This is a genomic window from Alphaproteobacteria bacterium (genome assembly GCA_039980135.1).
Lineage (GTDB): Bacteria > Pseudomonadota > Alphaproteobacteria > UBA6615 > UBA6615 > UBA8079.
In genome coordinates, this window is the sequence record JBDXCV010000009.1 from 516,293 (window position 1) to 539,969 (window position 23,677).

The following is a 23,677-nucleotide window of genomic DNA, read 5'->3' on the forward strand; positions in this document are numbered from 1 at the left end:
CCGCGAGCAGTCATTAAATTAACCTTATGGTTAAATATAATCTCGACCGGACCTTCGCCGCCCTGGCCGACCCGACCCGGCGCGCCATCCTCGCGCGCCTGAGTGGCGGCCACGCGACGGTGGGCGAACTCGCCGAACCCTTCGACATGTCCCTGCCGGCCGTCTCGAAACATCTGAAGGTCCTGCAACAGGCCGGCCTGATCGAACGGCGGCGCGACGGCCGCAATCAGATTTGCGCCGTGCGGGCCGCGCCGCTGCAGGACGCAGACGCGTGGCTCGCCCGTTATCGCGCTTTCTGGGAGAGCAACCTCGATTCCCTCGCACAGTTTCTGGAATCCGATTCGGCCCCGGGAAAGAAACCCTCATGACCGACGCACCCGATATCACGCAGGCCCCCGACGCGACCCGCACCCTGCAACTGTCGCGGCGCTTCGCGGTGCCGGTCGAGCGCCTGTACGCGGCGTGGACAGACCCCGAACAGGCCTGCCAATGGCTCGGGCCGAAGAATGTCAGTTGCCGGATCGACCTCTGGGATTTCCGCGAGGGCGGCGACTACGCGGTCGTCCTGCTGTCGCCGGAGAACAAGGAGCATGGCGCACGCGGCGTGTTCGGGACCATCGACCCGCCGAACCGGCTGACCATGTCGTGGACATGGCAGCATGAAGGACAGATGCAGGGCGTCGAGACCATTCTCGATCTCAAATTCGCCGCGACGCCCGACGGCGCATCGGAACTGCAACTCACCCACAGCATGCTGCCCAATGACGAAATGGCCGAGGGCCATTCCGACGGCTGGCAGGGCGCGCTGGATTGCCTGGCGGCATATCTGGGCGAATAACGAACATTCGTTCGCCATTCGAACTCATGGCCTCGACATTTCGCAACGCGCAACCAACCTGATGCGCGAACGGAACCCCTCATCCATGGAAGGAATTTGCGATGGGCGTGATGATCGAAGGCGTTTGGCACGCCGAAGAACCCGAGAAGAAAAGCGGCGACGGCAAGTTCAAACGCCCGGAGACCTCTTTCCGCAACTGGGTTACCGCCAACGGTTTGCCTGGCCCGACAGGCAGCGGCGGTTTCAAGGCTGAGCCGGAGCGGTATCACCTCTATATATGCCACGCCTGTCCCTGGGCACATCGCACCATGATCTTCCGCACCCTCAAGGGCCTGGAGGACGTGATCTCGATCTCGGTCGTCCACTGGTACATGGCCGAGAACGGCTGGACATTCGCGCCCGGCGAAGGCGTCGTGCCCGACCCGGTGATCAATGCAGACTACCTGCACGAAATCTACAAGGAAGCCGATGCCGATTTCACCGGCCGCGTGACCGTTCCCGTCCTCTGGGATCTGAAGACGAACACGATTGTCAGCAACGAATCCGCTGAGATCATCCGCATGTTCAACAGCGCCTTCGACGCCTACGCCAAACATCCTGAACGTGATTACTGCCCGCCCGCACTGCTCGATGAGATCGACGCCGTCAATGAGCGCGTTTTCCACACGCTGAACAACGGGGTCTATAAATCCGGTTTCGCGCGCTCACAGGATGCCTACAACGAGGCCGTGACTGATCTGTTCGAAACGCTGGACTGGCTTGAGGCGCGATTGTCAAAGCAGCGCTATCTGATCGGGGATCGACAGACCGAAGCCGACTGGCGGCTTTTCACCACCCTGCTGCGGTTCGACCCGGTCTATCACGGGCACTTCAAGTGCAACATCCGCCGGCTGATCGACTACCCCAATTTGTGGAACTACACCCGCGATTTGTATCAGGTCCCCGGGGTCACTTCGACGATCGACCACGCGCACATCAAGACGCATTACTACAGCAGTCATGAGACGGTGAACCCCAACCGAATCGTTCCTGTGGGCCCTGAGATCGACTACCTGGCTCCGCACAATCGAGAAGACGTAAAGGACGCAGCATGATCGACGTCACATCCCTCGACGATCTCGGACATTTCCGGAATGACTGGCTCGACGCCCACCATCATTTCAGTTTCGGTGAATACATGAACCCGGATCGGATGGGTTTTGGCCCGCTGCGGGTCTGGAACGATGACACGATCGTCGCCCATGGCGGTTTCCCGCCGCATGGCCATCGGGACATGGAAATCATCACCTATGTCCGCCACGGCGCCATCACCCATGAGGACAATCTGGGCAATCGCGGTCGCACCGAGGCCGGCGACGTCCAGATCATGAGCGCGGGCACCGGGATTCAGCATTCCGAATTCAACGAGGAAGACGAGGCCACGCAGATTTTCCAAATCTGGATCACGCCGGACCGCGAGGGCCATGCCCCGCGCTGGGAGACCAAGGCATTTCCGCGCGGCGAACAGGCCGGCGCGCTGGTGCTGCTCGCCTCCGGGCGCAGCGACGATAAAGAACGCGCCGCGCCGCTGATCCATCAGGATGCCGCGCTGTTCGGCGCCACCCTGTCGGACGGCCAGAGTGTCACGCATATTTTCTCGGACTACCGCAAGGGCTACATCGTCCCGTCGCGCGGCACGGTTCTGGTGAACGGCACGGAAATCGGCGAACGCGCGGGCGCGGCCATCGCCGGCGAGCGCGACATCACCATCACCGCACGCGGCGATGCGGAGTTCGTCCTCGCCGACCTGCCCTGAACGCATTTCCGCGCCTCAGAACGAAGAATCGGGTTCCTTGAGGAATTCCACCTCTTCGGGCGTGCTTTCCCGGCCGAGGATTGCGTTGCGATGGGGGAAGCGACCGAACCGCGCGATGATGTCACGGTGACGGATCGCAAAGTCCAGGGCGACGTCCTCCGCCGCCGAGGCCGCCGCCAGCGTCCGGTACACATCGACGCATTGTTCCTGGTCGGCCAAATCCTCGCTGTGCATCAGGGGCATGTAGAGGAACTTCCGCTCTTCGGGCGTGAGGTCGGCGTCGTAGTTGCGCGCCAGCGCGCGCCGGGTGCACGACAGGGCCAGATCATCGGCGGACCAGGCGCGCGGCGAGTCCCGGTAAAGGTTTCGCGAGAATTGATCGATCAGGATGATCACGGCCAGACAACCCCGCGCCGTCTCATGCCAGTCCGAGAACCCGCCGCCGCGCGCCGTCTCGACCGCGTCGGCGAACCGGTCGCGAATGACCCTGTCGAAGGCATCGGAGCGCTCGAACCAATTCGCCCGGTCGGTTTCCGCGAACCAAAAGTCCAGAACCGCGTCTGCTGTGATGGCCATGCCGGCGTTCCTTGTACCGCGGAGGTTCAGTTCCCCCGCCCCGATTGATATACACACAGCATGTTGATTGCATCCGATTTGAAATGACCGACAAACTCGACCGCGATTCCATCCGGAACGGGCAGATTTATCGCCGGCTGAAGGAACTACAGCATCTGACGAACATCCGTCCGTTGACCGACGCCGAACGCGCGGCTTCGCTCGCGGCGTTCTTCGACGCATCGCCCGCCCGCGATATATGGGTGTTCGGGTACGGTTCTTTGATCTGGAACCCGGCGATCCACTACAGCGAGAAACGCACGGCCCGGCTCTGGGGCTACCACCGTTCCTTCTGCCTGCAAACGCCGCTGGGACGCGGCACGCCGGAAAACCCCGGCCTGATGCTCGCACTCGACAAGGGCGGGTCGTGCAACGGCATGGTCTTCAAACTTCCGGCTGGTCGCGAGCGGGACGAACTGTCCGTGGTCTGGGACCGGGAGATGGCGCTCGACAGCTATTCGGCTGTCTGGGTCCGCGCGATGACACCGGACGGTCCGGTCAATGCCGTCACCTTTGTGATGAACCGCGACACCGAACGCTATGTCGGGCGTCTGCCCGAAGCCAGTGTCGTGGAACAACTGGCGACGGCCGCGGGATATCTGGGCAGCTGTGCGGAGTATCTCGAAAACACCGTCGCGCACATGCGCGAGGCCGGCATCCGCGACCGGCAATTGTTCCGTCTGCAGCGTCTCGTACGCGCGCGCCTGGACGGTTCCGGGGACGGTGCCTCGAACGCCTGATTTCGATCCGAGGAAGTTGGCTGGGGCGGCAGGGTTCGAACCTGCGATCACGGGATCAAAACCCGATGCCTTACCACTTGGCTACGCCCCAAGGCCGACTGCAGGGCCTATATCGCCCTTGCCGACGCGATCTGCAAGCCGCCCGGCTCAATCGAAGCTTTTGTGGATATCGCCATCGGCGCGCATGAGTTCGAGATCCGCCGCGACCATCTCCTTGACCAGTTGCGGAAACGGCGTGCTGTGCTCCCAGCCAAGCACCCGTTTTGCCTTCGCCGGATTGCCGAGCAGGAGGTCCACTTCGGTCGGGCGAAAATAGCGTGGGTCGATGGCGATGAGCGTCTCGCCGGTCTTGGAATCCTCACCCACTTCATCGACACCCTCGCCATGCCAGACGATGGTCCGGCCGACTTCCTTGAACGCCAGTTCAACGAATTCCCGGACCGCGTGCGTCTCGCCCGTCGCGAGGACGAAATCGTCGGGCTCGTCATGTTGCACGATCCGCCACATGCCCTCGACATAGTCGCGCGCATGTCCCCAATCGCGTTTCGCATCCATGTTGCCGAGGAACAATTGCTTCTGCAGACCGAGCTCGATCGCGGCCACCGCACGGGTGATTTTCCGGGTCACGAATGTCTCGCCGCGGATCGGACTTTCATGGTTGAAAAGGATGCCGTTCGTGGCATGCATTCCATAGGCCTCGCGATAGTTCACCGTGATCCAGTAGCCGTATAATTTTGCCGCCGCATAGGGGCTGCGTGGATAGAAAGGTGTGGTCTCGCTCTGGGGTGTTTCCTGGACCTTGCCATAGAGTTCGGAGGTCGATGCCTGGTAGTAGCGGGCCGTATCCTCGAGCTTGAGAATGCGGATCGCCTCGAGCAGCCGCAGCGCCCCCATCGCATCCGCATTGGCCGTATATTCAGCCGTATCGAAACTGACCTGCACATGGCTCTGGGCCGCCAGATTATAGATCTCGGTGGGCTGCACTTCCTGGATCAACCGGATCAGGTTCGTCGCATCGGTCATGTCACCGTAATGGAGGTGAAACCCGACGCCGGTCTCGTGCGGGTCGCGATATAGATGATCGACGCGGCCGGTATTGAAGGACGATGAGCGGCGTTTCACACCGTGAACCTCATAGCCTTTTTGCAGAAGAAGGTCGGCCAGATAGGCCCCGTCCTGTCCCGTCACACCGGTGATAAGGGCAACGTTTTTTGCCATGTCGGGGGCTCCGTAAACGATGATTTTCGACATACGCCGGTATGCGCATGGCGAAGGGCGGCGCGACTATACTTGGCGCGGTCAAGCCCCGACAAGGCCGGAGCGGAAATCAGTGCGTCCTTCGCCCGGGTCAAAAATTCCGAATCCGGCGAAGTGCGCAAGATCGCGAATGGCGGATCCGGCCGGACCCATTCGGTGACCCGATACGTCGCGGCACCGGCACGGATATCTGGCCATGCATGCCGCATCTTTCGTGACCCCCATCGGCCATCCGGCGGATGTTTCCTCTTTGTTTCGGCAGGGGACAACGGAATCCACAACCCCCGGAAATCCGGGATTTTCGAACCATGTAGTGCCGTAGTGCCCCGGGGGTAAACCCCGTATGCCCAGGTATGAGGGCGGGACCAAACGACGGGTTTACGTTTCTGAAGCGATTACTACTTTAGACTTCCCAAATATCGGGATTACTGGCGGTATGGCCTGGGCCACCCCACGACGAACCTATTGATTCCAATCAAGGAGTCGTAATTTTTCATGTTTTCATCTGTGTGAAAAAAGTGCATCAATACCGCTGTAAAATTGATTACTGGCATTCGGCGGCGCGTTCCCCATATTTTGGGACGCGTATTACCGGGTTACAAAGTCGCAATACATGGCCCTGTTCGGGCACTACGTATCGAATCAACGGGATCGCTTAACTTCCGATGGCTACGAATTCACCCTGGAGCGTAAAGGGCGTCGACCCCGAAGCGCGCGAGGCAGCGAAAATTGCCGCCCGCAAGCAGGGCGTCAATGTGGGACGCTGGCTGTCCCAGACAATCCTGTCGGCGGCATCCGAGGAACTGCGCACAAAACGCGACGGGCCCGACCAGCGATTCGGTGATCATGGACAGAACACGAACCGGCCGCGCGAGGTACATCGCGAAGAGCCGGCATATGATTATCCCCCGCGCCAAGAACAGGCACCGAGCGGCCCCCCGGCATTGACGGCCGAGGCGGTGCTCGAAAGCATCCAGAAGCTGGCCAACCGGATCGAACAATCCGAGCACCGCACGACCGAGGCGATTCAGCCGATCGCGGAAAAGGTCGGCGAGCTCGGCGCACAAATTGAAGACATCAAATCCAAATCGGGCGGCGCCTCGTCGGCCCCGGTCGAACGCGCCATGATGCGATTGTCGGAACGCCTCGACCGGATGGAAGACGGCTCAAGGGGTCCGAGCAGACCGAGCCGCACATCGGACGATGGTTCCGGATTTTTGGGCCGTCTTTTCGGGCGCGACTAATACGATATCGAACGGCCAAACCAGTTTCTCCGCAGGAGCCGCCATCGATGTCCACAATGTCGTTCCGGCGCCGTCCCACGGAACCCCGGCCGCCGGTTGCGGCAGCGTGAATTGAAGAACCGGAAGCGGGCCTGCATCGACGTTACGATCGGGATTATCGAACGCTAGAACCCAACAGCGCAGACCATGGCCGACCGCGAAGACACATCCTCATTATCCGCCGAAGAAAAGATTGCGCGGATTCTCGAAGAGCTCGAAATCCGAATCGATTCCCAGGCCGACCGACTCACGGCGCAGCTCGCGCCGGTCGAGAAAACCGTCTCCGCGATCGAGGAACAGCTTCGAATTCTTGGTGTCGAACACGACACCCCCGCACCACCACATGAGCGATACAAACCGCGCTCGAATGCGGCACCCGAACCGGTCGAATATGACGACCCCGAGCCCGAGGCTGCGGAGCATGAACCGCCCGGTTTCGATGATCAGGATTTCGAAGAACCGGAACTCGAAGAACGGGGATTCGACGAACCAAACATCGAAGATCACGCGGTCAGCGAATCCGACGTCACAGAACCCGACATCGACGATCCCGATTCCGGTGCCTCGACATATGCCGGCCCCGCACCCGTAGAACCGGAACACGACGCGTCCGAACACGACGCGCCGGAATCCGACGCGCCAAAACCAGACGAGCCGGCGTTCGATGGATCCGAAAACGACGAAGCCGAACCAGACCAATCATGGACACCCGACCCGGGACTTCAGGACAACCAGCCTCCCGAAGACCACGCCGGCGATGTCCACTCACGCGACGACCATCACCGTGACGACAATGGCGCCGACATGGGCGCGTCCGACGCGGCGCGCGGTCCGGAGGATCTCCCGTTCGAAACCGACGGGGTATCCGACGAAGACATGGACCTCGCCGACCAGGCCCTAAAATCCGATCTGGTGGGTCTGTTCGACGACGGTGAACACGCGAAGCGAGATCCGGCGCTGCGCGACCCGGTCGTAAACCCCACCCCATTTCCGACCGAGGCGGCGCCGACCCGGTCGCGCCCGATCTATCTCCTGATCGTCGCGCTGATGTTCCTGCTGGCCAGCGCCGGCATCGGTGCATTTGTCTGGTTCGAACTCACCTTGCCCGAAATCCCGTTCGCCACCGACGACAGACCGTCGGGCGAAGCATCGGACCCGGCAACCGTGCGGGAGCCTCCCGGCTCAACCGCCGGCACATCTGCCGGCCCCGTCCCCGACACTGTCCCCGGTCAAACCGCCACACCGAAATCGGTTGGCGCACTCCCGCCGCCGGCCGCCCCGGTCGCGACCGAAACTCGCCCACCAGCCCCGCAGGCGCCCGCGAACTCCGATGCAGGCGACACCGCCCAACGGCCCGCACCGGCAACCGAAGAAACCCCGGCCCGGACCGCCGCCGTCCCACAGGTAACACGCGACGCCAGCGCGCCGGTCGCAGGAGAACCCACACCTGCCACTTCCGAAATCGACACGCTGCGTGACCGCGCCGCCGCGGGTGATTCCGAAGCCCAGTACGAAATCGCCGTTCGCTACCTGGTGGGTCGCGGTATCGAGCAGGATTACGCCGAGGCCGCAAAATGGCTCCAGGACGCCGCCGCCGGCGGAGTCGTCAGCGCGCAATATAATCTGGGCGTCCTCTACGATTCCGGCCGCGGTGTCGAGCCGGATCCGGTCGAGGCCCTGATCTGGTTCCACAGCGCCGCCGAGAAAGGACATGGGCGCGCGCAATATGCGCTCGCCGCAGCCTACGCCGCGGGACGTGGCATCGAGCGCGACTCCGACATGGCACTGAAATGGCTCCGGCGCGCGGCGGCCGAGAATATACTCGAGGCGCAGAGCTCCCTCGCCAACATCCTCGCGACGTCACCCGTTTCGCACGACAGCCTCAAGGACGCCTATTACTGGTACCGGCTGGCCGACGCGAACGGCGACGGCCAGGCCGCCGAAAAGGCAGATCTGGTCGCAGCCCGGCTGACAACGAAAGAACGCGCCGAGGTCAATCGACGCGTTTCGGCATTCATCGCGGCAAACATCACCGGCAAGCGCCAGCGGCCCCAACCGCCGCCGGCACCCCCCGCGCCGCCGACTGCCGCTCCCCCCGCCGCCGCGCCGGCGACAGCGCCTCCCGCGGCACCCCCCACGGAGCCCACATCGAACACGGCGCGGATTCGCAACATCCAGGCGCTGCTAGCGAAACTCGGATTTGAAACAGGTCCGGCCGACGGTTCAATGAGTGCGGAGACCCGTGAATCGATCCGCAACTATCAACGCGCACTCGGCCTCGATATCGACGGCGAACCCTCAGAGGCGTTGCTCAGGCATCTACGCCAGATTTCGGGTGTCAGAAACTAGAGCTTCGACCGGTCCGGATGTGTTGTCCGCGTCGGCGACACCCACCAACCGGGATAGCGTGCGCCGAGATCGAGTGCGGCGCGTTTGCAGGTTTCGGCATCGTCGAATATCGCGAAGCAGGTCGGCCCGCTGCCGCTCATCCGCGCCAGCCGGCTGCCGTCGGCTTGCGCGAGCGCGTCCAGAACATCCGCGATCACGGGGCAAAGACGCCGGGCTGGCACGGCCAGGTCGTTGCGCTGCTGTTCGAGGAACCCGATGACGGAATCAGTCACCGCAAGGTCAACGGCCGCCGGGTCTACGTCCGCAACAGGATCGACCGGCGCGTATGCGGCGAAAACCTGCGCGGTACGCAGCGGTACACGCGGATTGACCAGCAGCAGGTCCAGCACCGCACTATGTTCGATCGGAGTGACCTTCTCGCCCACGCCCGCGACCCATGCCGGCCGGCTGTGCAGACACATGGGAACATCGGCGCCCAGTCCGGCCGCCAACCCCTTCACGCGCGGGTCGTTCGGATCGACATCCCATTCCCGACAGACCAGGCGGATCGCCGCCGCCGCATCCGCCGACCCGCCGCCAAGGCCGGCCGCCACGGGAATATTCTTGTCCAGCGTGATCGTGAAGACGGGCACGCGTCCACAGATTTCCGCGAGTCCGGCGACGGCACGCGCGGTCAGATCTTCATCCGGACGGTCCGGCAGTGCCGCTGCATATGGGCCCGTGCGGATAAGCTCGAAATGGTCCGACGTCGTCAGACGGAGGCCGTCGCCGAACTCGGAGAACATGACGAGACTTTCGAGCGGGTGATATCCGTCCGCCTGCTTGGACCCGACATGCAGGAACAGATTGAGTTTCGCCGGTGCGTGTGCGTGTCGCCGTGAACCGCCAGCATTCGTGTCAGCGCCAGTCGCCACGCCGTTACAGATCGCGCTTCTTGCCCGGCGGCAGCGGCTTGGGAACTTTCTTCCCGTCCAGCTTCTGACGTATCTCGGTTTCCACATCGCGGTCCGGCTCAAGGGAAAGCGACCGAAGCCATTGGAAGCGGGCCTCCAGCTTGCGCCCGACGACCCAATAGGCGTCGCCCAGATGATCGTTGATCACCGGGTCCCCCGGCTCCAGGGCCACGGCACGCTCAAGATGCACCACCGCATTCTCGAAATCCCCGAGGCGGTAGAGAACCCAGCCGAGCGAATCGGTGATGTAGCCGTCGCGCGGGCGCTTCTCCACGGCCGTTTCGATCATCTTCCGGGCGCGCTCGAGATGCACCCCCTGCTCGACCCAGCTGTAGCCGAGATAGTTCAGAACGAGGGGTTGATCGGGAGCGACGTCGAGCGCCTTCAGAAAGTCCTGCTCGGCACGATCCCAACGCTTGGCGCGCTCAAGCGCGATACCGCGGGTGTAGAGGAGCCCCCAGTCGGGCGCGCGTCCCATGCGCTCGGCAGCCATGTCATAGGCCGCAATCGCGTCCTCGAACCGCATGGTGACCCGCAACAGGTCCGCCAGCGCGCGCGGCGCGTCGGCGCGGTCTGGGCGTTCGGAGGACATGGCCCGCAGCAATCGTATCGCCGCGTCGCTCTCGCCCCGCGCATGCAGCGCGTCGGCAACGCCGAGCCGGGCGTACCAGCCATAGGGCGAACGGGGGTCGACCTTCCCGTAGACCTCGATCGCAAGATCGCTGCGCTCGCGGGCTTCCAGAAGCTGGGCGAGGGTGAATTTCGCACCCGCATCGTCGGGTGCCAGATCGAGCGCCATCCGGATAAAGAGCAATGCCTCGGTCCGCAACTGCTCCCGGTTCAACAGGCTCGCCACGTTGCGAAACACTTCGGACACGCCTTCGCGGACATCCGCGACAAGTCGGTCGGGATCCGCGCGCCCCTCGGTCACCGCACGGGTCGGTTCAATGAGCAGCGTCTGGGGGTTGCGCGCGATAAAATCGGCGGCCAGCGAGGCGCCCTCCTCCGGTTTGCCGTTGCGGACAAGAAAACGGGCGAATTCATCGACAAGCTGCAAAGAGGGCCGATCTCCAGACGCCGCGAGGGTTTTTCGGAAGGCCGCTTCGGCCGCCGCAACATCGCCCCCGATATCGGCGATCAACGCCTGGTGGAAACCGGCCACCGGCGCGAGCCCGGCATTCTGCGCCATGGTGTCGAGGGCCGCGAGACCATCTGCCGTCCGGCCCTCGCCGGCAAGGGACCATGCTTTCAGCAACGGGGCGATGATGCCGTTGACCCCGGATTCCGGGACGGTTTCCAGCAGTGCCAGAGACCTCGCATGGTCACCCGCGTGCACGGCGCGCACGACGAGCGTATAGACAATCAGCGGGTCCTCGGGGCGGGTGGCGATGAGGTCTTCCGCGATGGCCGCAGCGTCATCGAAACGCCCCGCTCCCACCATCACCAGATGGGCGCGCCGCCGCATGATTTCACTTTTCGGGACCTCGCCGAGTACGCCCGCCGTCAGGTCGGCCGCCGCCACCAGGTTGCCGACGGACTCGGCATGCCGGGCCGCCAGGAAACGTCCGGCGACCGATTGGCCGGCGTCAAAGGCCTCGCCGTCGATATCAGTTTGCAACCCCGGTGACCCGGAACGACCAGACGTCGCGGCTTGCGCGGTCAGCACAGAGGCGCCCAGGAGTGCCGCGATTGTCAGGCCAGCCGATAGGGAGATTTTCATGCGCATCACTTTTCCGAGCCGATTCAAAATATTTATGCCTGTCGCGTACCGGTGTCGAATCTATCCGGACCGGACAGTCCGGACGTCACAACTTGTCGTGACGCAACAGTCATACAAAGTGTCTTCTACATATTGGGATAGTTCGGCCCACCGCCACCCTCGGGTGCAACCCAGACGATATTCTGTGTCGGATCCTTGATGTCGCAGGTTTTGCAGTGCACGCAGTTCTGGGCGTTGATCTGCAGGCGGGGGTTGGACCCTTCGTCATCGGTCAGGATTTCATAGACCGACGCGGGGCAGAAGCGCTGCTCGGGCGCGTCATAGAGTTCCAGATTGACCGTGATCGGCACATCCGGGTCCTTCAACGTGAGATGCGCGGGCTGGTTCTCCTCATGGTTTGTGTTCGATATGAACACCGACGACAGCTTGTCGAAGCTGACCTCGCCATCGGGCTTGGGATAGTCGATGGGGGTGTGCTTGTCCTTCGTCTCCAGTGTTTCATGGTCTGCATGACCATGCTTCATCGTCCAGGGCGCGCGCCCGCGCAGCACGACCTGATCGAACCCGGACAACAACGTCCCCATGTACAGGCCGAACCTGAAGGCCGGGCGAAAGTTCCGCGCCCGGGTCAGTTCCTTGTAGGCCCAGGATGCCTTGAAGGCCGATGTGAAGCCCTCAAGCAGCGGCGGGGGGGCATCGTCGGAAGTGAGCGCCGCGAAGGCCGCATCCGCCGCGACCATCCCTGATTTCATCGCCGTGTGGGTGCCCTTGATTTTGGGCACGTTCAAGGTGCCGGCCTCACAGCCAATCAAGGCCCCGCCGGGGAACACCATCTCGGGCAGGGATTGCACCCCGCCCTCGTTCAGCGCCCGCGCGCCATAGGAGATGCGTTTGCCGCCCTCAAAGACGGGCCGCACCGACGGGTGGGTCTTGAAACGCTGGAACTCGTCAAACGGTGAGAGATAGGGGTTCTTGTAGTCGAGCCCGATGACGTAGCCGACCGCCACCTGATTGTCCTCCAGGTGATACAGGAACGAGCCGCCATAGGTCTTCGTGTCCAGCGGCCAGCCCGCCGTGTGCATCACCAGGCCGGGCTTGTGTTGTTCGGGGTCGACCTCCCACAGCTCCTTGATCCCGATCCCGTAGGTCTGAGCCTCGACATTCGCGCGCAGATCGAACCGGTCCATCAGCTGGCGGCCCAGTTGTCCCCGGCAGCCTTCGGCAAAGAAGGTGTAGCGGGCGTGAAGTTCGATGCCTTGCGTGTAATTGGCGGTCGGCTCGCCGTCGACGCCGATGCCCATATCGCCGGTTGCCACGCCGCGCACCGCGCCGTCCTCATCGAACAGGACTTCCGAGGCAGCAAAACCGGGATAGATCTCGACCCCGAGCGCCTCGGCCTGCTCCCCCAGCCAACGACACAGATTTCCGAGCGAGATGATGTGATTGCCGTGGTTCTTGAGTGCCGGCGGCAACAGAGCCGTCGGGATTGACGTCGCGCCGGTCTCACGCAGGAAAAGGAACTTCTCGTCGCTGACGGGCGTCTTGATGGGCGCGTCGCGGTCGCGCCAGTCAGGGATCAATTCATCGAGCGCGCGGGTTTCCAAAACGGCGCCCGACAGAATATGCGCGCCCACTTCCGAGCCCTTCTCCAGCACGCAGACACCGATCTCCGCATCCGCTTCAGCCGCGCGTTGCTTCAGCCGTATGGCCGCTGACAAACCCGACGGCCCCGCCCCCACGATCACCACATCATAGGCCATCGATTCACGTTCGGTGGGCTGCTCGCTCATGTTAAGAATCTCCGCGACTCGATATGCTGTGCCTCCAAGGAACCATGACCCACCGCGAATCACAACCGGGCGATTGCAACGCTCTCACCCTCCGAACGGTCGAGATTTCCGGCGGTCGAAGCGCGCGCCTACCGCGCGACATATCAACATGACCGTCGCAGCCGACACCCGCGTTGATCTGGCGGCAGCACTGCGCTGGCAGTTGGAGGCCGGCGCGGACGAGGCCATCGGCGACGTGCCGATAGACCGTTTCGCCGCCACGCCACCGAAGCCCGTCCCCGCGCCGGTGAGCGAGAATAAAAGCGCGGTGGCGGAAGCGCCTGCCCCCGCGATGGCCGACGCGCCGGCCCCGCCCGCGCCACCCAGGCTGGAACCCGCCGATGCCGTCAACGAGACCGCCCGCGGCCTCGCCGCCGGCTGCGATGACCTGGCGGCCCTGAAGACGGCGCTCGCGGCATTCGACGGCTGCGCGCTGAAATCAACCGCGACCAATCTTGTATTCGGCGCCGGCATGCAGAAAGCAGATGTCATGCTGGTCGGCGAGGCGCCCGGACGCGATGAAGACCGGGAAGGCGCGCCCTTTGTCGGCGCCAGCGGTCAACTGCTCGACGCAATGCTCGGTTTCCTCGATCTGGGGCGCGACACGAACGTCTACATCACCAATATCCTGCCATGGCGGCCGCCGGGAAACCGGCAACCCACGGGTGCGGAAATCGCCGCATGCCTGCCCTTCCTCGAACGTCACATAGCGCTGGTCGCGCCCCGGCTACTGGTGTTTCTCGGCGGCACCGCGGCCAAGACGCTTCTGAATCGCACGGAGGGCATCACCCGGCTGCGCGGCCAATGGTACGACTACGCATCACCGGCGACGGAAGCCGGGGGCCTCGGTCCCATTCCTGCCATGGCGACGCTCCACCCCGCCTACCTGCTTCGCCAACCAGGCCAAAAACGCGCAGCATGGCTCGACCTGATCGCCGTGCGGGAAAAACTGGACGCGATCACAGCGGATCACGAACATTAACGAATTGTGAAGGCACGGCGCGGCACCTTGCCGGGCGAACCGGTCGGGTTGTATGAATGCCCGGCTTTTCAACGGAGACAGCAGCATCGTGAAGTATCGGGTCGTCCTTTCGCTTGCCGCCGCCGCCCTGTTCGCATGGACGGGTGTGGCCCAGGCGCAGCATCCCAAGCCGCGACCGCTCGAGACCGCCCTGGTCGGGCCCGGCACACTCGTGATCCCCGGCATCGGATCCGTCGAGGGCGTACTGTCCACCGCCGATGCGGCCCGCTACAAGCGGGTCTTCGAACTTCAGGAGACCGGTGACTGGAAATCGGCGGACGCAATCATCGCGCGCATTCAGGACCGGCGCCTGATGGGCCATGTCGAGGCCCAGCGCTACCTGCACCCGACCAAGTACCGTTCGCGATTTACAGAGTTGCGCGCCTGGATGGCGGCACATGCCGACCACCCGCAGGCCCGGCGCATCTATCGGCTCGCCGTGCTGCGCCAGCCAAAGGGTGTCCGCGCCGCTGTCGCGCCGGTCACCCATACCCTGGCCATCCGTGGCGAGACTGTCCGCAAGGCCTCCGAGGGACGCCCGCTCTATTCCCGCGCATCGACGCGCCAGGGGCGGAACCTCCAGAGCGATATCCGTCGCCGCGTGGCGCGCGGCTGGCCGACAGGCGCCAAACAGCTTCTCGAACAGCGCGCGACCCAGCGGCAACTCGACAATGTTCAGATCGCACAGGCCTGGCGCACGATCGCGCGCGGCTACTACCGCGCCGGCAAGGACGAAGCCGCTCTTCTCGCGGCTTGGGCGGCGGACGTCGCGGCGCCCGGCGCCGCGCCCCTCGCCTATTGGTGGGGCGGATTGGCCGCCTGGCGCCTCGGCAAGCCGCAGGACGCCGAAACCCTGTTCGTCACTCTGGCGCAATCGCCGAAAGCGGCGGACTCCCTCGTCTCGGCGGGTGGGTTCTGGGCCGCGCGCGCCGCGCTGGCCAACGGACACCCGGATCGGGTCACCGCGTTTCTCGAAATCGGCGCCGTGCACGAACGGCATTTCTACGGGTTGCTTTCGCGACGCGCCCTGGGCGTGACGGCCGATTTCGGCTGGATCAATCCCGACCTGCATTTCGGCAACTTCCGCGACATCGCCGACACCCGCATCGGCGGACGCGCAATCGCCCTGCTGCAGGTCGGACAGGAACATGAAGCCGAACTCGAGCTTCTCAATCTCGCCGCCGCGCATTCGATCCTCCTTCCCGATGTCCTCGCGCTCGCGGCCCATGCCAGCCTGCCGGCGGTCTCACTCAAGCTGTCTGGTTTCGCCGAGCATCCGGCGAAACTGGCCACCGCCTATCCGGTACCCGACTGGGCGCCCGCCGACGGCTATGCGGTCGACAGGGCGCTCGTCTTTGCATTTGTGCGGCAGGAATCGGCGTTCAACCGCCGCGCCAAGAGCCACGCCGGTGCGCGCGGGCTTATGCAGCTGATGCCGCGCACCGCCAGCTACGTCGCGCGCGAGAGCGCATTACGCGGCCGCGGGAAATACAAACTCTTCGATCCCGAATTCAATCTCGCGCTGGGCCAGCAATATATCGAACTTCTCATGTCCGAACGCGGCATCCAGCAAGACCTGTTCCGGACGGCGACCGCCTACAATGCCGGGCCGGGCAACCTGCGCAAATGGGAACGCAACATCCCCCATGGCGACGACCCGTTGCTGTTCATCGAAAGCCTGCCGTCGCGCGAGACCCGCGCCTTTGTCGAACGTATCCTGACCAATCTCTGGATCTACCGCGACAGGCTCGGGCAGGATTCGACGTCGCTCGACGACATCGTCGCCGGCCGCTGGCCACGCTATGAGGCACAGGATTCCGATGGCAGAGACTGAGGCCGACCCGGACTTCAAGCCAGTTCGCATTGCCGTCCTGACGATCTCCGACTCGCGTAAACCGGAAGACGACCGTTCCGGCGACACCCTGTCGGAGCGGCTCCGATCCGCCGGGCACATCCTGGCGGCGCGCACGATCGTCAGGGACGACCGCGCGACGATCGCCGACCAGTTTCGCACATGGTCGGCCGACCCGGAGATCGAAGTGATCATCTCGACCGGCGGCACCGGCGTGACGGGAAACGACGTCACCCCAGAGGCACTCGGCGATGTGGTGGAAAAACGCATCGACGGGTTCGGTGAGTTGTTCCGCTGGATCAGTTTCCAGAAGATCGGTACCTCGACAGTCCAGTCGCGGGCCGACGCCGGGGTTCTGACGGGCACCTATATATTCGTGCTGCCGGGGTCGCCCGGCGCGTGTCGCGACGGCTGGGACGAAATCCTGAAAGACCAGCTGGATATCCGGCACAAGCCGTGCAACTTCGCCGAGCTGTTGCCGCGGTTGCGCGAGCATGAGGGGCGCGAAGCGCTATAAAGCCTTCGATGGCAGACCAACTCGACCCCAACGCCGTTGCCGAACGATTGCGGCAGTCCGGGCATGCCCCCGGGGTAAGCACTGGCGATCTGTCGGTCCTGTCCACAAAGGGCGTCTCACATGATCACTGGCGGGTGACCGGCACGGGACAGGTGCTGCGCATCCCGCGCATGAACCAATGGGGCCTGCGCGCGGAAGACGCGCTCGCCTATCAGGCCGCCGCGTTCGATCGCGCCGCCGCCAGCGGCCACACACCGCATTGCATTGCCGTGATCGCGCCCGACACACCGCCTGACGCCGCGCTGCCGCGCGGCGCTTTGCTGGTCGACGAAATCGCCGGGCGGGTGCCCCACCTGCCACACGATCTGCCCGCCATCGCGGAGGCGTTGGCGGCGATCCACAGCCTGCCCGTTCCCCCCGACGGCGCACGCGAACCGCTCGAGATACACCGCAATCCCGTCTCGTCGACCCTGCAGAAGATCGAGGAACAGGCGGCGTTCCTTGGCGCGGCAGATCTCCCGGCCGAGGCCGAGGCGGGCATTCGCCAGGAACTCGAATGGGTCCGGGACTTCGCCGGCCGGGGCGAGCCGGACTTCGCTCCCTGCCTGGTCTGTACCGACGCGCATCCGGGCAATTTCCTGATCGATGATGGTGGCAAGGCCTGGTTTGTCGATCTGGAAAAAGCGCTGTACGGCGCCGTCCCGATCGACCTTGCGCATGTCACCCTGATGACCTCGACGGGCTGGGACCCGGACATCCACGGCGATCTCTCGACCGGCGACGTCGCGGCGTTCTACACGCATTATCTCGACCTGGTCGGCCCCGAACGCGCCGCCGAACTCCGGCCCTGGCTCCTGTCCCTGCGACGAATGACATGGCTGCGCACCATTACCTGGTTCGTGCGCTGGAAGGCCGAATGGTCCGACACGGGCCACGCGGCCATGCGCGACGCGCGGATGGCCGCGCATATCAAGGCCCATGTCGAGCGCTGTTTCGATCCGGAAATCGTCGCGGCAACACGCCAGGACTGGCTTGCGACAGACACACTAACCGACTGATAATTATAATGTTTCAAGGATTATTAAGTGCAGCCTGCTGATTGTTCTTGTTTTGTTCTTTTTGCGGCTTATCATTACCCCATGAACAAGATCATCGATCGACAACTCACCCCCGATGCGGGGCAGCAGGGCGGAATCCATAACGCGTCGCCGGACCGAATTCCCGATCGTCACCACCCCGGACGCGGCGCCATTTCAAATCGCGCCGGCCGCTTCGAGCGACTGCGGGGCGATGCGACCGACGACGGCTGGCGCACCGGATGCGACGATTACGACGATCCTCCGCGGCTCGAAACAAGTGTCACATTCGACCGGACGAAAACGATCATCGCGCGGAATGATTCGCCCGACCTGCCGTTCGATCGCTCGATCAATGCCTATCGCGGCTGCGAACATGGCTGTGTCTATTGCTTCGCGCGGCCGACCCATGCGTGGCTCGGTCTGTCGCCAGGCTTGGATTTCGAGACGCGTTTGTTTGCCAAGCCCAACGCCGCGGAACTGCTGACCCAAGAGCTTTCGAAACCCGGCTACAAGCCACGCACGATCGCCATGGGCACCAACACCGATCCCTATCAGCCCGTCGAACGACGGCTGAAAATCACCCGTTCGGTGCTCGAAGTCCTCGCCGCCCATGATCACCCGGTCTCCATCGTAACCAAGAGCGCGCTGGTCACGCGCGACCTCGACATCCTCGGCCCGATGGCGGCCAAGGGCATCGCCACCGTCGGCGTTTCGGTCACCACGCTGGATTCCGAGCTGGCCCAGAACATGGAGCCGCGCGCCGCGCGCCCCGAGCGCCGGCTGGAGACGATCCGGATGCTCGCGGCCGCGGGCCTTCCGGTCACCGTCATGGCCGCGCCGATGATCCCGGCGCTGAACGATCACGAACTCGAGGCCATCCTCATTCGCGCCCGCCAGGCCGGCGCCACCCATGCCAGCTACATTCTCCTGCGCCTGCCGCTCGAACTGAAGGATCTGTTCGAGGAATGGCTGGCCACGCATTATCCCGACCGTAAGCGTCGCGTGCTGGGCCGCCTGCGCGAAATGCGCGGCGGCGCGCTCTACAAGAGCGGCTTCGGGGAGCGCATGCGCGGGACCGGCGAGGTGGCGAATCTGCTGCGCGAACGATTCAAGATCGCGGTGCGTCAGCAGGGCTACTCGACCGAGCCGACCCTGCTCGACGCCGGGCACTTCCGAAGCGAAATGCCGGACTCGTCCCGCAGCAGCAAATGCAGCGGCCAGTTGAATCTGTTCGCGGAGAACGCGGACTGAATTCACCCGCCGCCGGCCGGGCGTTGTGCTAGCGTGCGGCCAAGATGCTGACGAACCATGAATTGCTTCCGCTTACCGTCGTTGCCCTCGTCGCCCTGCTGTGCGGCATTTTCTTCACGCGCCTGAAACAACCCGCCGTCGTCGGCTACATCATCGCCGGTTTCGTCCTCGGCCCGTCGGGTCTCGGCCTGGTCGAGAACGAGGAAAGCATCGGCCTCCTCGCCGAACTCGGGATGCTTCTGCTCCTGTTCGTGATCGGCATGGAACTGAGCCTGCGTGCGTTCCGCCAGATCTGGAAGATCGCGGTCACGACGGTGGTGCTGCAGACCGCCGGGGCAACCGCCCTGATCTGGCTCATCGGACAATGGCAGGGCTGGCCGACGGCCGCGATCGCGCTGCTGGCCTTCGTGCTGGCGCTGTCGAGCACGGCCGTCGCGGTCAAGATGCTCGAGGATATCGACGAGCTGCGCACCCGGACCGGCCAGATCACCGTCGGCATCCTGATCGCGCAGGACCTCGCCGTCGTCCCGATGATCCTGCTGCTCGACGTCATCGCCGACGGCGCCCTGAATGTCTTCGCCATCGGCCGGATCGTCCTGTCGGTGGGCTTCCTGCTTGCGTTGATCATCTTCCTGAGCCGTCGCCAGCGCCTGAACATACCGTTCCTGAGCCGGACCGAGGGGCACAAGGACCTCACCCCCCTGCTCGGGCTGGTCTGCTGTTTCGGCGCGGCAACCGTCTCCGGCCTGCTCGGCCTGTCGCCGGCCTATGGCGCGTTCCTGGCCGGGCTCACGATTGGCAACAGCAACCTGCGCGTCGGCATGCTGGACATGGTGATGCCGATCCAGAGCGTGTTGATGATGGTGTTCTTCCTGTCGGTCGGCCTGCTGATCGACGTGGGGCTGATCTGGAATAATCTCGGCGTCATCATCCTGATGTTGCTCATCGTCACGGTCGGCAAGACCGCCATCAACCTGGCGATTTTTGCCGCGTTGCGCCAACCCTGGGCGCAGGCGCTGCTCACCGCGCTGATCCTCGCCCAGGTCGGCGAGTTCTCCTTCCTGCTCGGCAATGTGGGACTGCAGCGGGGGATCATCACGAGCGACGAGTTCCGGATCATCCTCTCGGTCACCGCCCTGTCGCTGGTGATCTCGCCGCTCTACATGAACGCGATCCGCCGGCTGCACGTCGCCGCGCGTTACCAGCGCGCCTCGGTCCGCTACGTGTTTCGCGTCGCGTTCGGGCGCGAGGCCGACTGGACCAAGGCTGCGGTGCAGAAGGTTTCCAATCTGCGCATCTCGGTCCCCGATGGGGTCAAACGGCTCGGGCGACGAAAACCCCGCACCGGTGATTCGGACTGACCGCCGCGCATGCTGGATGCCGGCACCCACGAACCGATCGCCGGGGTCGATGAGGCAGGCCGCGGCCCCTGGGCCGGGCCGGTCGTGGTCGCCGCGGCAATCCTGAACCCCGAGAGCAGCGCGGCCCTGCAACGTGCCGGGGTCAATGATTCAAAGGCGCTGAGCAAGGCGGCCCGCGAACGCTGCTTTGCCGCCATCCGTGAAGAGGAAGAGCGGGGAACCCTGTGGCTGTCGATCGCGCGCGCGGAAGTCCCCGAGATCGACGCGCATAATATTCTGCGCGCCACGTTGCGGGCGATGACCCGGGCCGTGACCGCGCTACCGGTCACCCCGGTGCGCGCCCTGATCGACGGCAACCAGATGCCCGAACTCCCCTGCCCCGGCGAGACGGTGGTGCGGGGCGATTCCCGGGTCCTGGCGATCGCGGCGGCATCAATCGCGGCGAAGGTCACACGCGACCGGTTGATGGCGGCCCTGGCGCGCGACCATCCCGGCTATGGCTGGGAGCGCAATGCCGGCTATGGCACAGCAGAGCATCGCGGCGCACTCGAATCCCTCGGCGTCACGATCCATCACCGGCGCAGCTTCGCACCCATACGCGAATTGCTCGAACGCACCCCAACATCTCGTTAACCAGCTGACTCCAAACACTAAATCGGCTTTCGAGAGATTTTCCGATTGACGCTGAGTCCCGAGTTGTTCATCGTCCGCGCCCATGCGAACCCCTGGCCAAGGTCGCAAAGGCACGGACGTGCCTGCGCGCAACGTGATTCTCAAAGGCGACTGCATCGAGCAGCTGTCCGCTTTGCCGGATGCCTGCATCGACGTGGTCTTTGCCGACCCCCCGTATAATCTGCAACTGTCCGGCGAACTGACCCGCCCCAATAATTCGCGCGTCGACGGGGTCGATGACGAATGGGACAAGTTCGACGATCTGGCGGCCTATGATGAATTCAGCCGCGCCTGGCTCGCCGAGGTGCACCGCGTCCTGACCCCGAACGGCTCGCTCTGGGTGATCGGCAGCTACCACAATATTTTCCGGGTCGGCTCCGCACTGCAGGATCTCGGTTTCTGGATTCTCAACGATGTTGTCTGGCGCAAGACCAACCCGATGCCCAACTTCCGTGGTCGCCGTTTCACCAACGCCCACGAGACCATGATCTGGGCGGCCAAGAGCCAGGATTCGAAATACACGTTCAATTACGAGGCCATGAAGGGCCTGAACGAAGACCTGCAGATGCGCAGCGACTGGCTGCTCCCGATCTGCAACGGCAACGAGCGGATCAAGGGTGACGATGGCCGCAAGGCGCACCCGACCCAGAAGCCCGAAGCCCTGCTGCATCGCGTCGTGCTCGCCTCGACCCGGGTCGGTGAGGTGATCCTCGACCCCTTCTTCGGCAGCGGCACCACCGGCGCCGTCGCCAAGCAACTCGGCCGCGATTTCATCGGCATCGAGCGCGACCCGGACTATATCGCGGTCGCCGAGAAACGGATCGCAAACACGCGGCGCATCTCGGAGACCGAGTTGCTCGAGACCCCGTCCAAGCGCGAGCAGCCTCGTATTCCGTTCGGCTGGCTCGTGGAACGCGGCATGCTCAGGCCGGGCGAGAAGCTCTACGCGCCCAAACGGCGCCACGCGGCCAAGATTCGCGCCGACGGCACAATCGTGAGCGCGGAGAACCGGGGGTCGATCCACAAGATCGGCGCCGAGGTCCAGGGCGCGGCAGCCTGCAACGGCTGGACGTTCTGGCATGTGGACGTCGAGGGCAAGCTGGTCCCGATCGACGTGCTGCGGCAGAAACTGCGCGCCGAACTCAACTGACGCCTTCTGTCAAGGTTTCCAAAGAAAATGGCCGACCACCGGGGCCGGCCATTTCCATAATGATTATCGTCGAGCCGCTATTTGATCTCGTAGCGAACCGGCCATTTGTGGCCCAGATCCTCATGAATCTCGACCGCCATACGCACGACCTTGGATCCCGGAAGCCCCTTTGAATCGGCCTCCTTTGCCCGCTCGTTCGGGAAATCCGCTAGCGCTTTTGCCCAAGCCAGACGCGCTTCATCGTCTACCTTGCGGATGGTGGCACCGTTCTGAACCATGCGACCCAGATTCGTGGCTTCGAGCTCGTCGAGCCACCGACCGGTAAAATCCTCGGTCTCGCGCGCCGCTTCCGACATCGCATTCTGGACATCCGCCGGCAGGTCATCCCAAGTGTCGTTGTTGATGGTCAAGCCGTGGAACGTCTTCGCTCCGAAGCCGACGATCGTATAAAATGGTGCCGGCTCGAACAGCTTGTGGCTCCAACCGACGGACGGGAACAGAATCACGCCGTCATAGACGCCAGTCTGCAGCGACGGATAGACGTCCGGCAGCGTCGTGCCGACTGGAATCGCACCGAGGCTTTCGACCCAAGGCAGGTTGGGACCCGCACCCGAAAGCTTGCGCCCCTTGAGCTCGGACACGTTGTTCCACGCGAAGTTGGTGTACAGGCCATAATTGTCAAAGCCGAACAACGCGAGGACCTTCTGGTTGTGGTTTTCCTCGAAAACACCGCTCATTTGCGGCACGTCGTCGTAGATTTTCCGCGCAACCTGGGTGCCTAGCGTCGCGGTCTGCGAATCGAAAGGCATCCAGAGCGGGTAGACGTTGAGGAACAGGTTCGACGGCTCGAAGCAGAAACAGTAGCCCCCGATATCGACGATGCCGTCCTGAACGCCTTCGAGCGTCTCGGCAACCTTCACGATCGACCCACCATAGGCTTCGTTGAAATTCGCCGAGTGGCCCAGCTTTTCCAGCTTCGCCTTGACGCGTGGGACGAACTGCTCGGACATCATCACCACGTAACCGGTCTGCGGTGCGTGGCCCGATGCCATACGGAAGTTGAACGTGTCTGCGTGGCTCGTACCTGCTGCCGCGGCAGCGAAGCCGACGGATGCGGCCGCAGCCAACATGATTTGTCGAATATTCACTGTGGTTCCCTCCTAGTTGATAGGTCCATTATAACAGGCGTTTATCATTATTATTTCAGGTTATAGACGCACGTTATTAGGTGTTTCACCCTGGCATACTCAATCATCACGCACTTGATCGTAGCGTACTCACGTTTTAGTGGCGTGACAACCGAACGGCGCATTCATATACTTCGCGTGCCGTTCCGACGATTTTTCAATGAAGGGTTTTGGAAAAACCCGCATGTTCCGACGGCCGGTCAACGGT

General features: G+C 63.5%; 21 protein-coding genes and 1 tRNA gene. 15 read left to right on the forward strand and 7 right to left on the reverse strand.

Features of this window, described 5'->3' with window-relative positions; genetic code table 11:
* Positions 1–26 precede the first annotated feature (26 nt).
* The 4 genes from ABJ363_12950 (at position 27) to ABJ363_12965 (ending at position 2,633) form a co-directional block, all read left to right on the forward strand.
* The gene (locus tag ABJ363_12950) at positions 27–368 is read left to right on the forward strand and encodes a metalloregulator ArsR/SmtB family transcription factor (GenBank protein MEP4379904.1); all 342 of its coding nucleotides are present in this window, start codon (positions 27–29) and stop codon (positions 366–368) included.
* Positions 365–838 (forward strand): SRPBCC domain-containing protein, encoded by a 474-nt coding sequence (locus ABJ363_12955; protein ID MEP4379905.1) that lies wholly within the window; start codon positions 365–367, stop codon positions 836–838. The genes ABJ363_12950 and ABJ363_12955 overlap by 4 nt, the downstream gene beginning before the upstream one ends.
* Before the next feature lie 101 nt (positions 839–939).
* On the forward strand, positions 940–1,932 hold the full coding sequence (locus ABJ363_12960; protein ID MEP4379906.1) for a glutathione S-transferase family protein: 993 nt from the start codon (positions 940–942) through the stop codon (positions 1,930–1,932).
* Positions 1,929–2,633, forward strand: coding sequence for a pirin family protein (locus tag ABJ363_12965; GenBank protein ID MEP4379907.1), 705 nt, complete (start codon positions 1,929–1,931; stop codon positions 2,631–2,633). The genes ABJ363_12960 and ABJ363_12965 overlap by 4 nt, the downstream gene beginning before the upstream one ends.
* A 15-nt stretch (positions 2,634–2,648) precedes the next feature.
* Here ABJ363_12965 and ABJ363_12970 read toward each other — a convergent pair whose 3' ends face one another.
* On the reverse strand, positions 2,649–3,209 hold the full coding sequence (locus ABJ363_12970) for a DUF924 family protein (protein MEP4379908.1): 561 nt from the start codon (positions 3,207–3,209) through the stop codon (positions 2,649–2,651).
* Between the two features lie 83 nt (positions 3,210–3,292).
* On the opposite strand from ABJ363_12970, the gene ABJ363_12975 reads away from it, so the two are divergent.
* Positions 3,293–3,988, forward strand: coding sequence for a gamma-glutamylcyclotransferase (locus ABJ363_12975; protein ID MEP4379909.1), 696 nt, complete (start codon positions 3,293–3,295; stop codon positions 3,986–3,988).
* Positions 3,989–4,005: 17 nt separating this feature from the next.
* Here the strand turns inward: ABJ363_12975 and ABJ363_12980 are convergent.
* Both ABJ363_12980 and gmd read right to left on the reverse strand, forming a co-directional pair.
* Positions 4,006–4,079: transfer RNA gene (locus ABJ363_12980), tRNA-Gln, on the reverse strand.
* 56 nt (positions 4,080–4,135) lie between these two features.
* Complete coding sequence (gene gmd, locus ABJ363_12985) at positions 4,136–5,206, reverse strand: GDP-mannose 4,6-dehydratase (protein ID MEP4379910.1); 1,071 nt, start codon at positions 5,204–5,206, stop codon at positions 4,136–4,138.
* Between the two features lie 704 nt (positions 5,207–5,910).
* Between gmd and ABJ363_12990 the strand changes: the two genes are divergently transcribed.
* Both ABJ363_12990 and ABJ363_12995 read left to right on the forward strand, forming a co-directional pair.
* A complete protein-coding gene (locus ABJ363_12990; protein ID MEP4379911.1) occupies positions 5,911–6,489 on the forward strand; it encodes a hypothetical protein in 579 nt (192 codons plus the stop codon).
* Between the two features lie 186 nt (positions 6,490–6,675).
* The gene (locus tag ABJ363_12995) at positions 6,676–8,877 is read left to right on the forward strand and encodes a peptidoglycan-binding protein (protein ID MEP4379912.1); all 2,202 of its coding nucleotides are present in this window, start codon (positions 6,676–6,678) and stop codon (positions 8,875–8,877) included.
* Here ABJ363_12995 and ABJ363_13000 read toward each other — a convergent pair.
* From ABJ363_13000 to ABJ363_13010, 3 genes are all read right to left on the reverse strand, one after another.
* Positions 8,874–9,791, reverse strand: a complete 918-nt coding sequence (locus ABJ363_13000) for a 4-(cytidine 5'-diphospho)-2-C-methyl-D-erythritol kinase (GenBank protein ID MEP4379913.1) — start codon at positions 9,789–9,791, stop codon at positions 8,874–8,876. The two genes, ABJ363_12995 and ABJ363_13000, sit on opposite strands and share 4 nt — an antisense overlap.
* Positions 9,792–9,795: 4 nt before the next feature.
* Complete coding sequence (locus ABJ363_13005) at positions 9,796–11,556, reverse strand: tetratricopeptide repeat protein (GenBank protein MEP4379914.1); 1,761 nt, start codon at positions 11,554–11,556, stop codon at positions 9,796–9,798.
* Between the two features lie 119 nt (positions 11,557–11,675).
* Positions 11,676–13,340 (reverse strand): electron transfer flavoprotein-ubiquinone oxidoreductase, encoded by a 1,665-nt coding sequence (locus ABJ363_13010; protein ID MEP4379915.1) that lies wholly within the window; start codon positions 13,338–13,340, stop codon positions 11,676–11,678.
* A gap of 148 nt (positions 13,341–13,488) precedes the next feature.
* Between ABJ363_13010 and ABJ363_13015 the strand changes: the two genes are divergently transcribed.
* From ABJ363_13015 to ABJ363_13050, 8 genes are all read left to right on the forward strand, one after another.
* A complete protein-coding gene (locus ABJ363_13015; protein ID MEP4379916.1) occupies positions 13,489–14,361 on the forward strand; it encodes a uracil-DNA glycosylase in 873 nt (290 codons plus the stop codon).
* A gap of 88 nt (positions 14,362–14,449) precedes the next feature.
* Positions 14,450–16,234, forward strand: a complete 1,785-nt coding sequence (locus ABJ363_13020; protein MEP4379917.1) for a lytic transglycosylase domain-containing protein — start codon at positions 14,450–14,452, stop codon at positions 16,232–16,234.
* Positions 16,221–16,769 (forward strand): molybdenum cofactor biosynthesis protein B, encoded by a 549-nt coding sequence (moaB, locus tag ABJ363_13025; GenBank protein ID MEP4379918.1) that lies wholly within the window; start codon positions 16,221–16,223, stop codon positions 16,767–16,769. Before ABJ363_13020 ends, moaB begins: the two co-directional genes overlap by 14 nt.
* An 8-nt stretch (positions 16,770–16,777) precedes the next feature.
* On the forward strand, positions 16,778–17,827 hold the full coding sequence (locus ABJ363_13030; GenBank protein ID MEP4379919.1) for an aminoglycoside phosphotransferase family protein: 1,050 nt from the start codon (positions 16,778–16,780) through the stop codon (positions 17,825–17,827).
* A gap of 81 nt (positions 17,828–17,908) precedes the next feature.
* The gene (locus ABJ363_13035) at positions 17,909–19,099 is read left to right on the forward strand and encodes a PA0069 family radical SAM protein (protein ID MEP4379920.1); all 1,191 of its coding nucleotides are present in this window, start codon (positions 17,909–17,911) and stop codon (positions 19,097–19,099) included.
* A 44-nt stretch (positions 19,100–19,143) separates the two neighbouring features.
* Entirely contained in the window at positions 19,144–20,460 is a 1,317-nt protein-coding gene (locus tag ABJ363_13040; GenBank protein MEP4379921.1) for a cation:proton antiporter, read from the forward strand.
* Positions 20,461–20,469: 9 nt separating this feature from the next.
* Positions 20,470–21,093, forward strand: coding sequence for a ribonuclease HII (locus ABJ363_13045; GenBank protein ID MEP4379922.1), 624 nt, complete (start codon positions 20,470–20,472; stop codon positions 21,091–21,093).
* 82 nt (positions 21,094–21,175) lie between these two features.
* A complete protein-coding gene (locus tag ABJ363_13050; protein MEP4379923.1) occupies positions 21,176–22,282 on the forward strand; it encodes a site-specific DNA-methyltransferase in 1,107 nt (368 codons plus the stop codon).
* A gap of 77 nt (positions 22,283–22,359) precedes the next feature.
* Here ABJ363_13050 and ABJ363_13055 read toward each other — a convergent pair whose 3' ends face one another.
* Positions 22,360–23,430, reverse strand: coding sequence for a C4-dicarboxylate TRAP transporter substrate-binding protein (locus ABJ363_13055; protein MEP4379924.1), 1,071 nt, complete (start codon positions 23,428–23,430; stop codon positions 22,360–22,362).
* Positions 23,431–23,677: the final 247 nt, after the last annotated feature.

What these genes read in the sequence shown, in the direction of transcription:
- ABJ363_12970 (MEP4379908.1), bottom strand. Translation starts at nt 3,209, where the DNA reads ATGGCCATCACAGCAGACGCGGTTCTGGACTTTTGGTTCGCGGAAACC.
- ABJ363_13050 (MEP4379923.1), top strand. Translation starts at nt 21,176, where the DNA reads ATGCGAACCCCTGGCCAAGGTCGCAAAGGCACGGACGTGCCTGCGCGC.
- ABJ363_12955 (MEP4379905.1), top strand. Translation starts at nt 365, where the DNA reads ATGACCGACGCACCCGATATCACGCAGGCCCCCGACGCGACCCGCACC.
- ABJ363_13030 (MEP4379919.1), top strand. Translation starts at nt 16,778, where the DNA reads ATGGCAGACCAACTCGACCCCAACGCCGTTGCCGAACGATTGCGGCAG.
- ABJ363_12965 (MEP4379907.1), top strand. Translation starts at nt 1,929, where the DNA reads ATGATCGACGTCACATCCCTCGACGATCTCGGACATTTCCGGAATGAC.
- ABJ363_12960 (MEP4379906.1), top strand. Translation starts at nt 940, where the DNA reads ATGGGCGTGATGATCGAAGGCGTTTGGCACGCCGAAGAACCCGAGAAG.
- ABJ363_13010 (MEP4379915.1), bottom strand. Translation starts at nt 13,340, where the DNA reads ATGAGCGAGCAGCCCACCGAACGTGAATCGATGGCCTATGATGTGGTG.
- moaB (MEP4379918.1), top strand. Translation starts at nt 16,221, where the DNA reads ATGGCAGAGACTGAGGCCGACCCGGACTTCAAGCCAGTTCGCATTGCC.
- ABJ363_13015 (MEP4379916.1), top strand. Translation starts at nt 13,489, where the DNA reads ATGACCGTCGCAGCCGACACCCGCGTTGATCTGGCGGCAGCACTGCGC.
- ABJ363_12995 (MEP4379912.1), top strand. Translation starts at nt 6,676, where the DNA reads ATGGCCGACCGCGAAGACACATCCTCATTATCCGCCGAAGAAAAGATT.
- ABJ363_13040 (MEP4379921.1), top strand. Translation starts at nt 19,144, where the DNA reads ATGCTGACGAACCATGAATTGCTTCCGCTTACCGTCGTTGCCCTCGTC.
- ABJ363_13045 (MEP4379922.1), top strand. Translation starts at nt 20,470, where the DNA reads ATGCTGGATGCCGGCACCCACGAACCGATCGCCGGGGTCGATGAGGCA.
- ABJ363_12950 (MEP4379904.1), top strand. Translation starts at nt 27, where the DNA reads ATGGTTAAATATAATCTCGACCGGACCTTCGCCGCCCTGGCCGACCCG.
- ABJ363_12990 (MEP4379911.1), top strand. Translation starts at nt 5,911, where the DNA reads ATGGCTACGAATTCACCCTGGAGCGTAAAGGGCGTCGACCCCGAAGCG.
- ABJ363_12975 (MEP4379909.1), top strand. Translation starts at nt 3,293, where the DNA reads ATGACCGACAAACTCGACCGCGATTCCATCCGGAACGGGCAGATTTAT.
- ABJ363_13005 (MEP4379914.1), bottom strand. Translation starts at nt 11,556, where the DNA reads ATGCGCATGAAAATCTCCCTATCGGCTGGCCTGACAATCGCGGCACTC.
- gmd (MEP4379910.1), bottom strand. Translation starts at nt 5,206, where the DNA reads ATGGCAAAAAACGTTGCCCTTATCACCGGTGTGACGGGACAGGACGGG.
- ABJ363_13035 (MEP4379920.1), top strand. Translation starts at nt 17,909, where the DNA reads ATGAACAAGATCATCGATCGACAACTCACCCCCGATGCGGGGCAGCAG.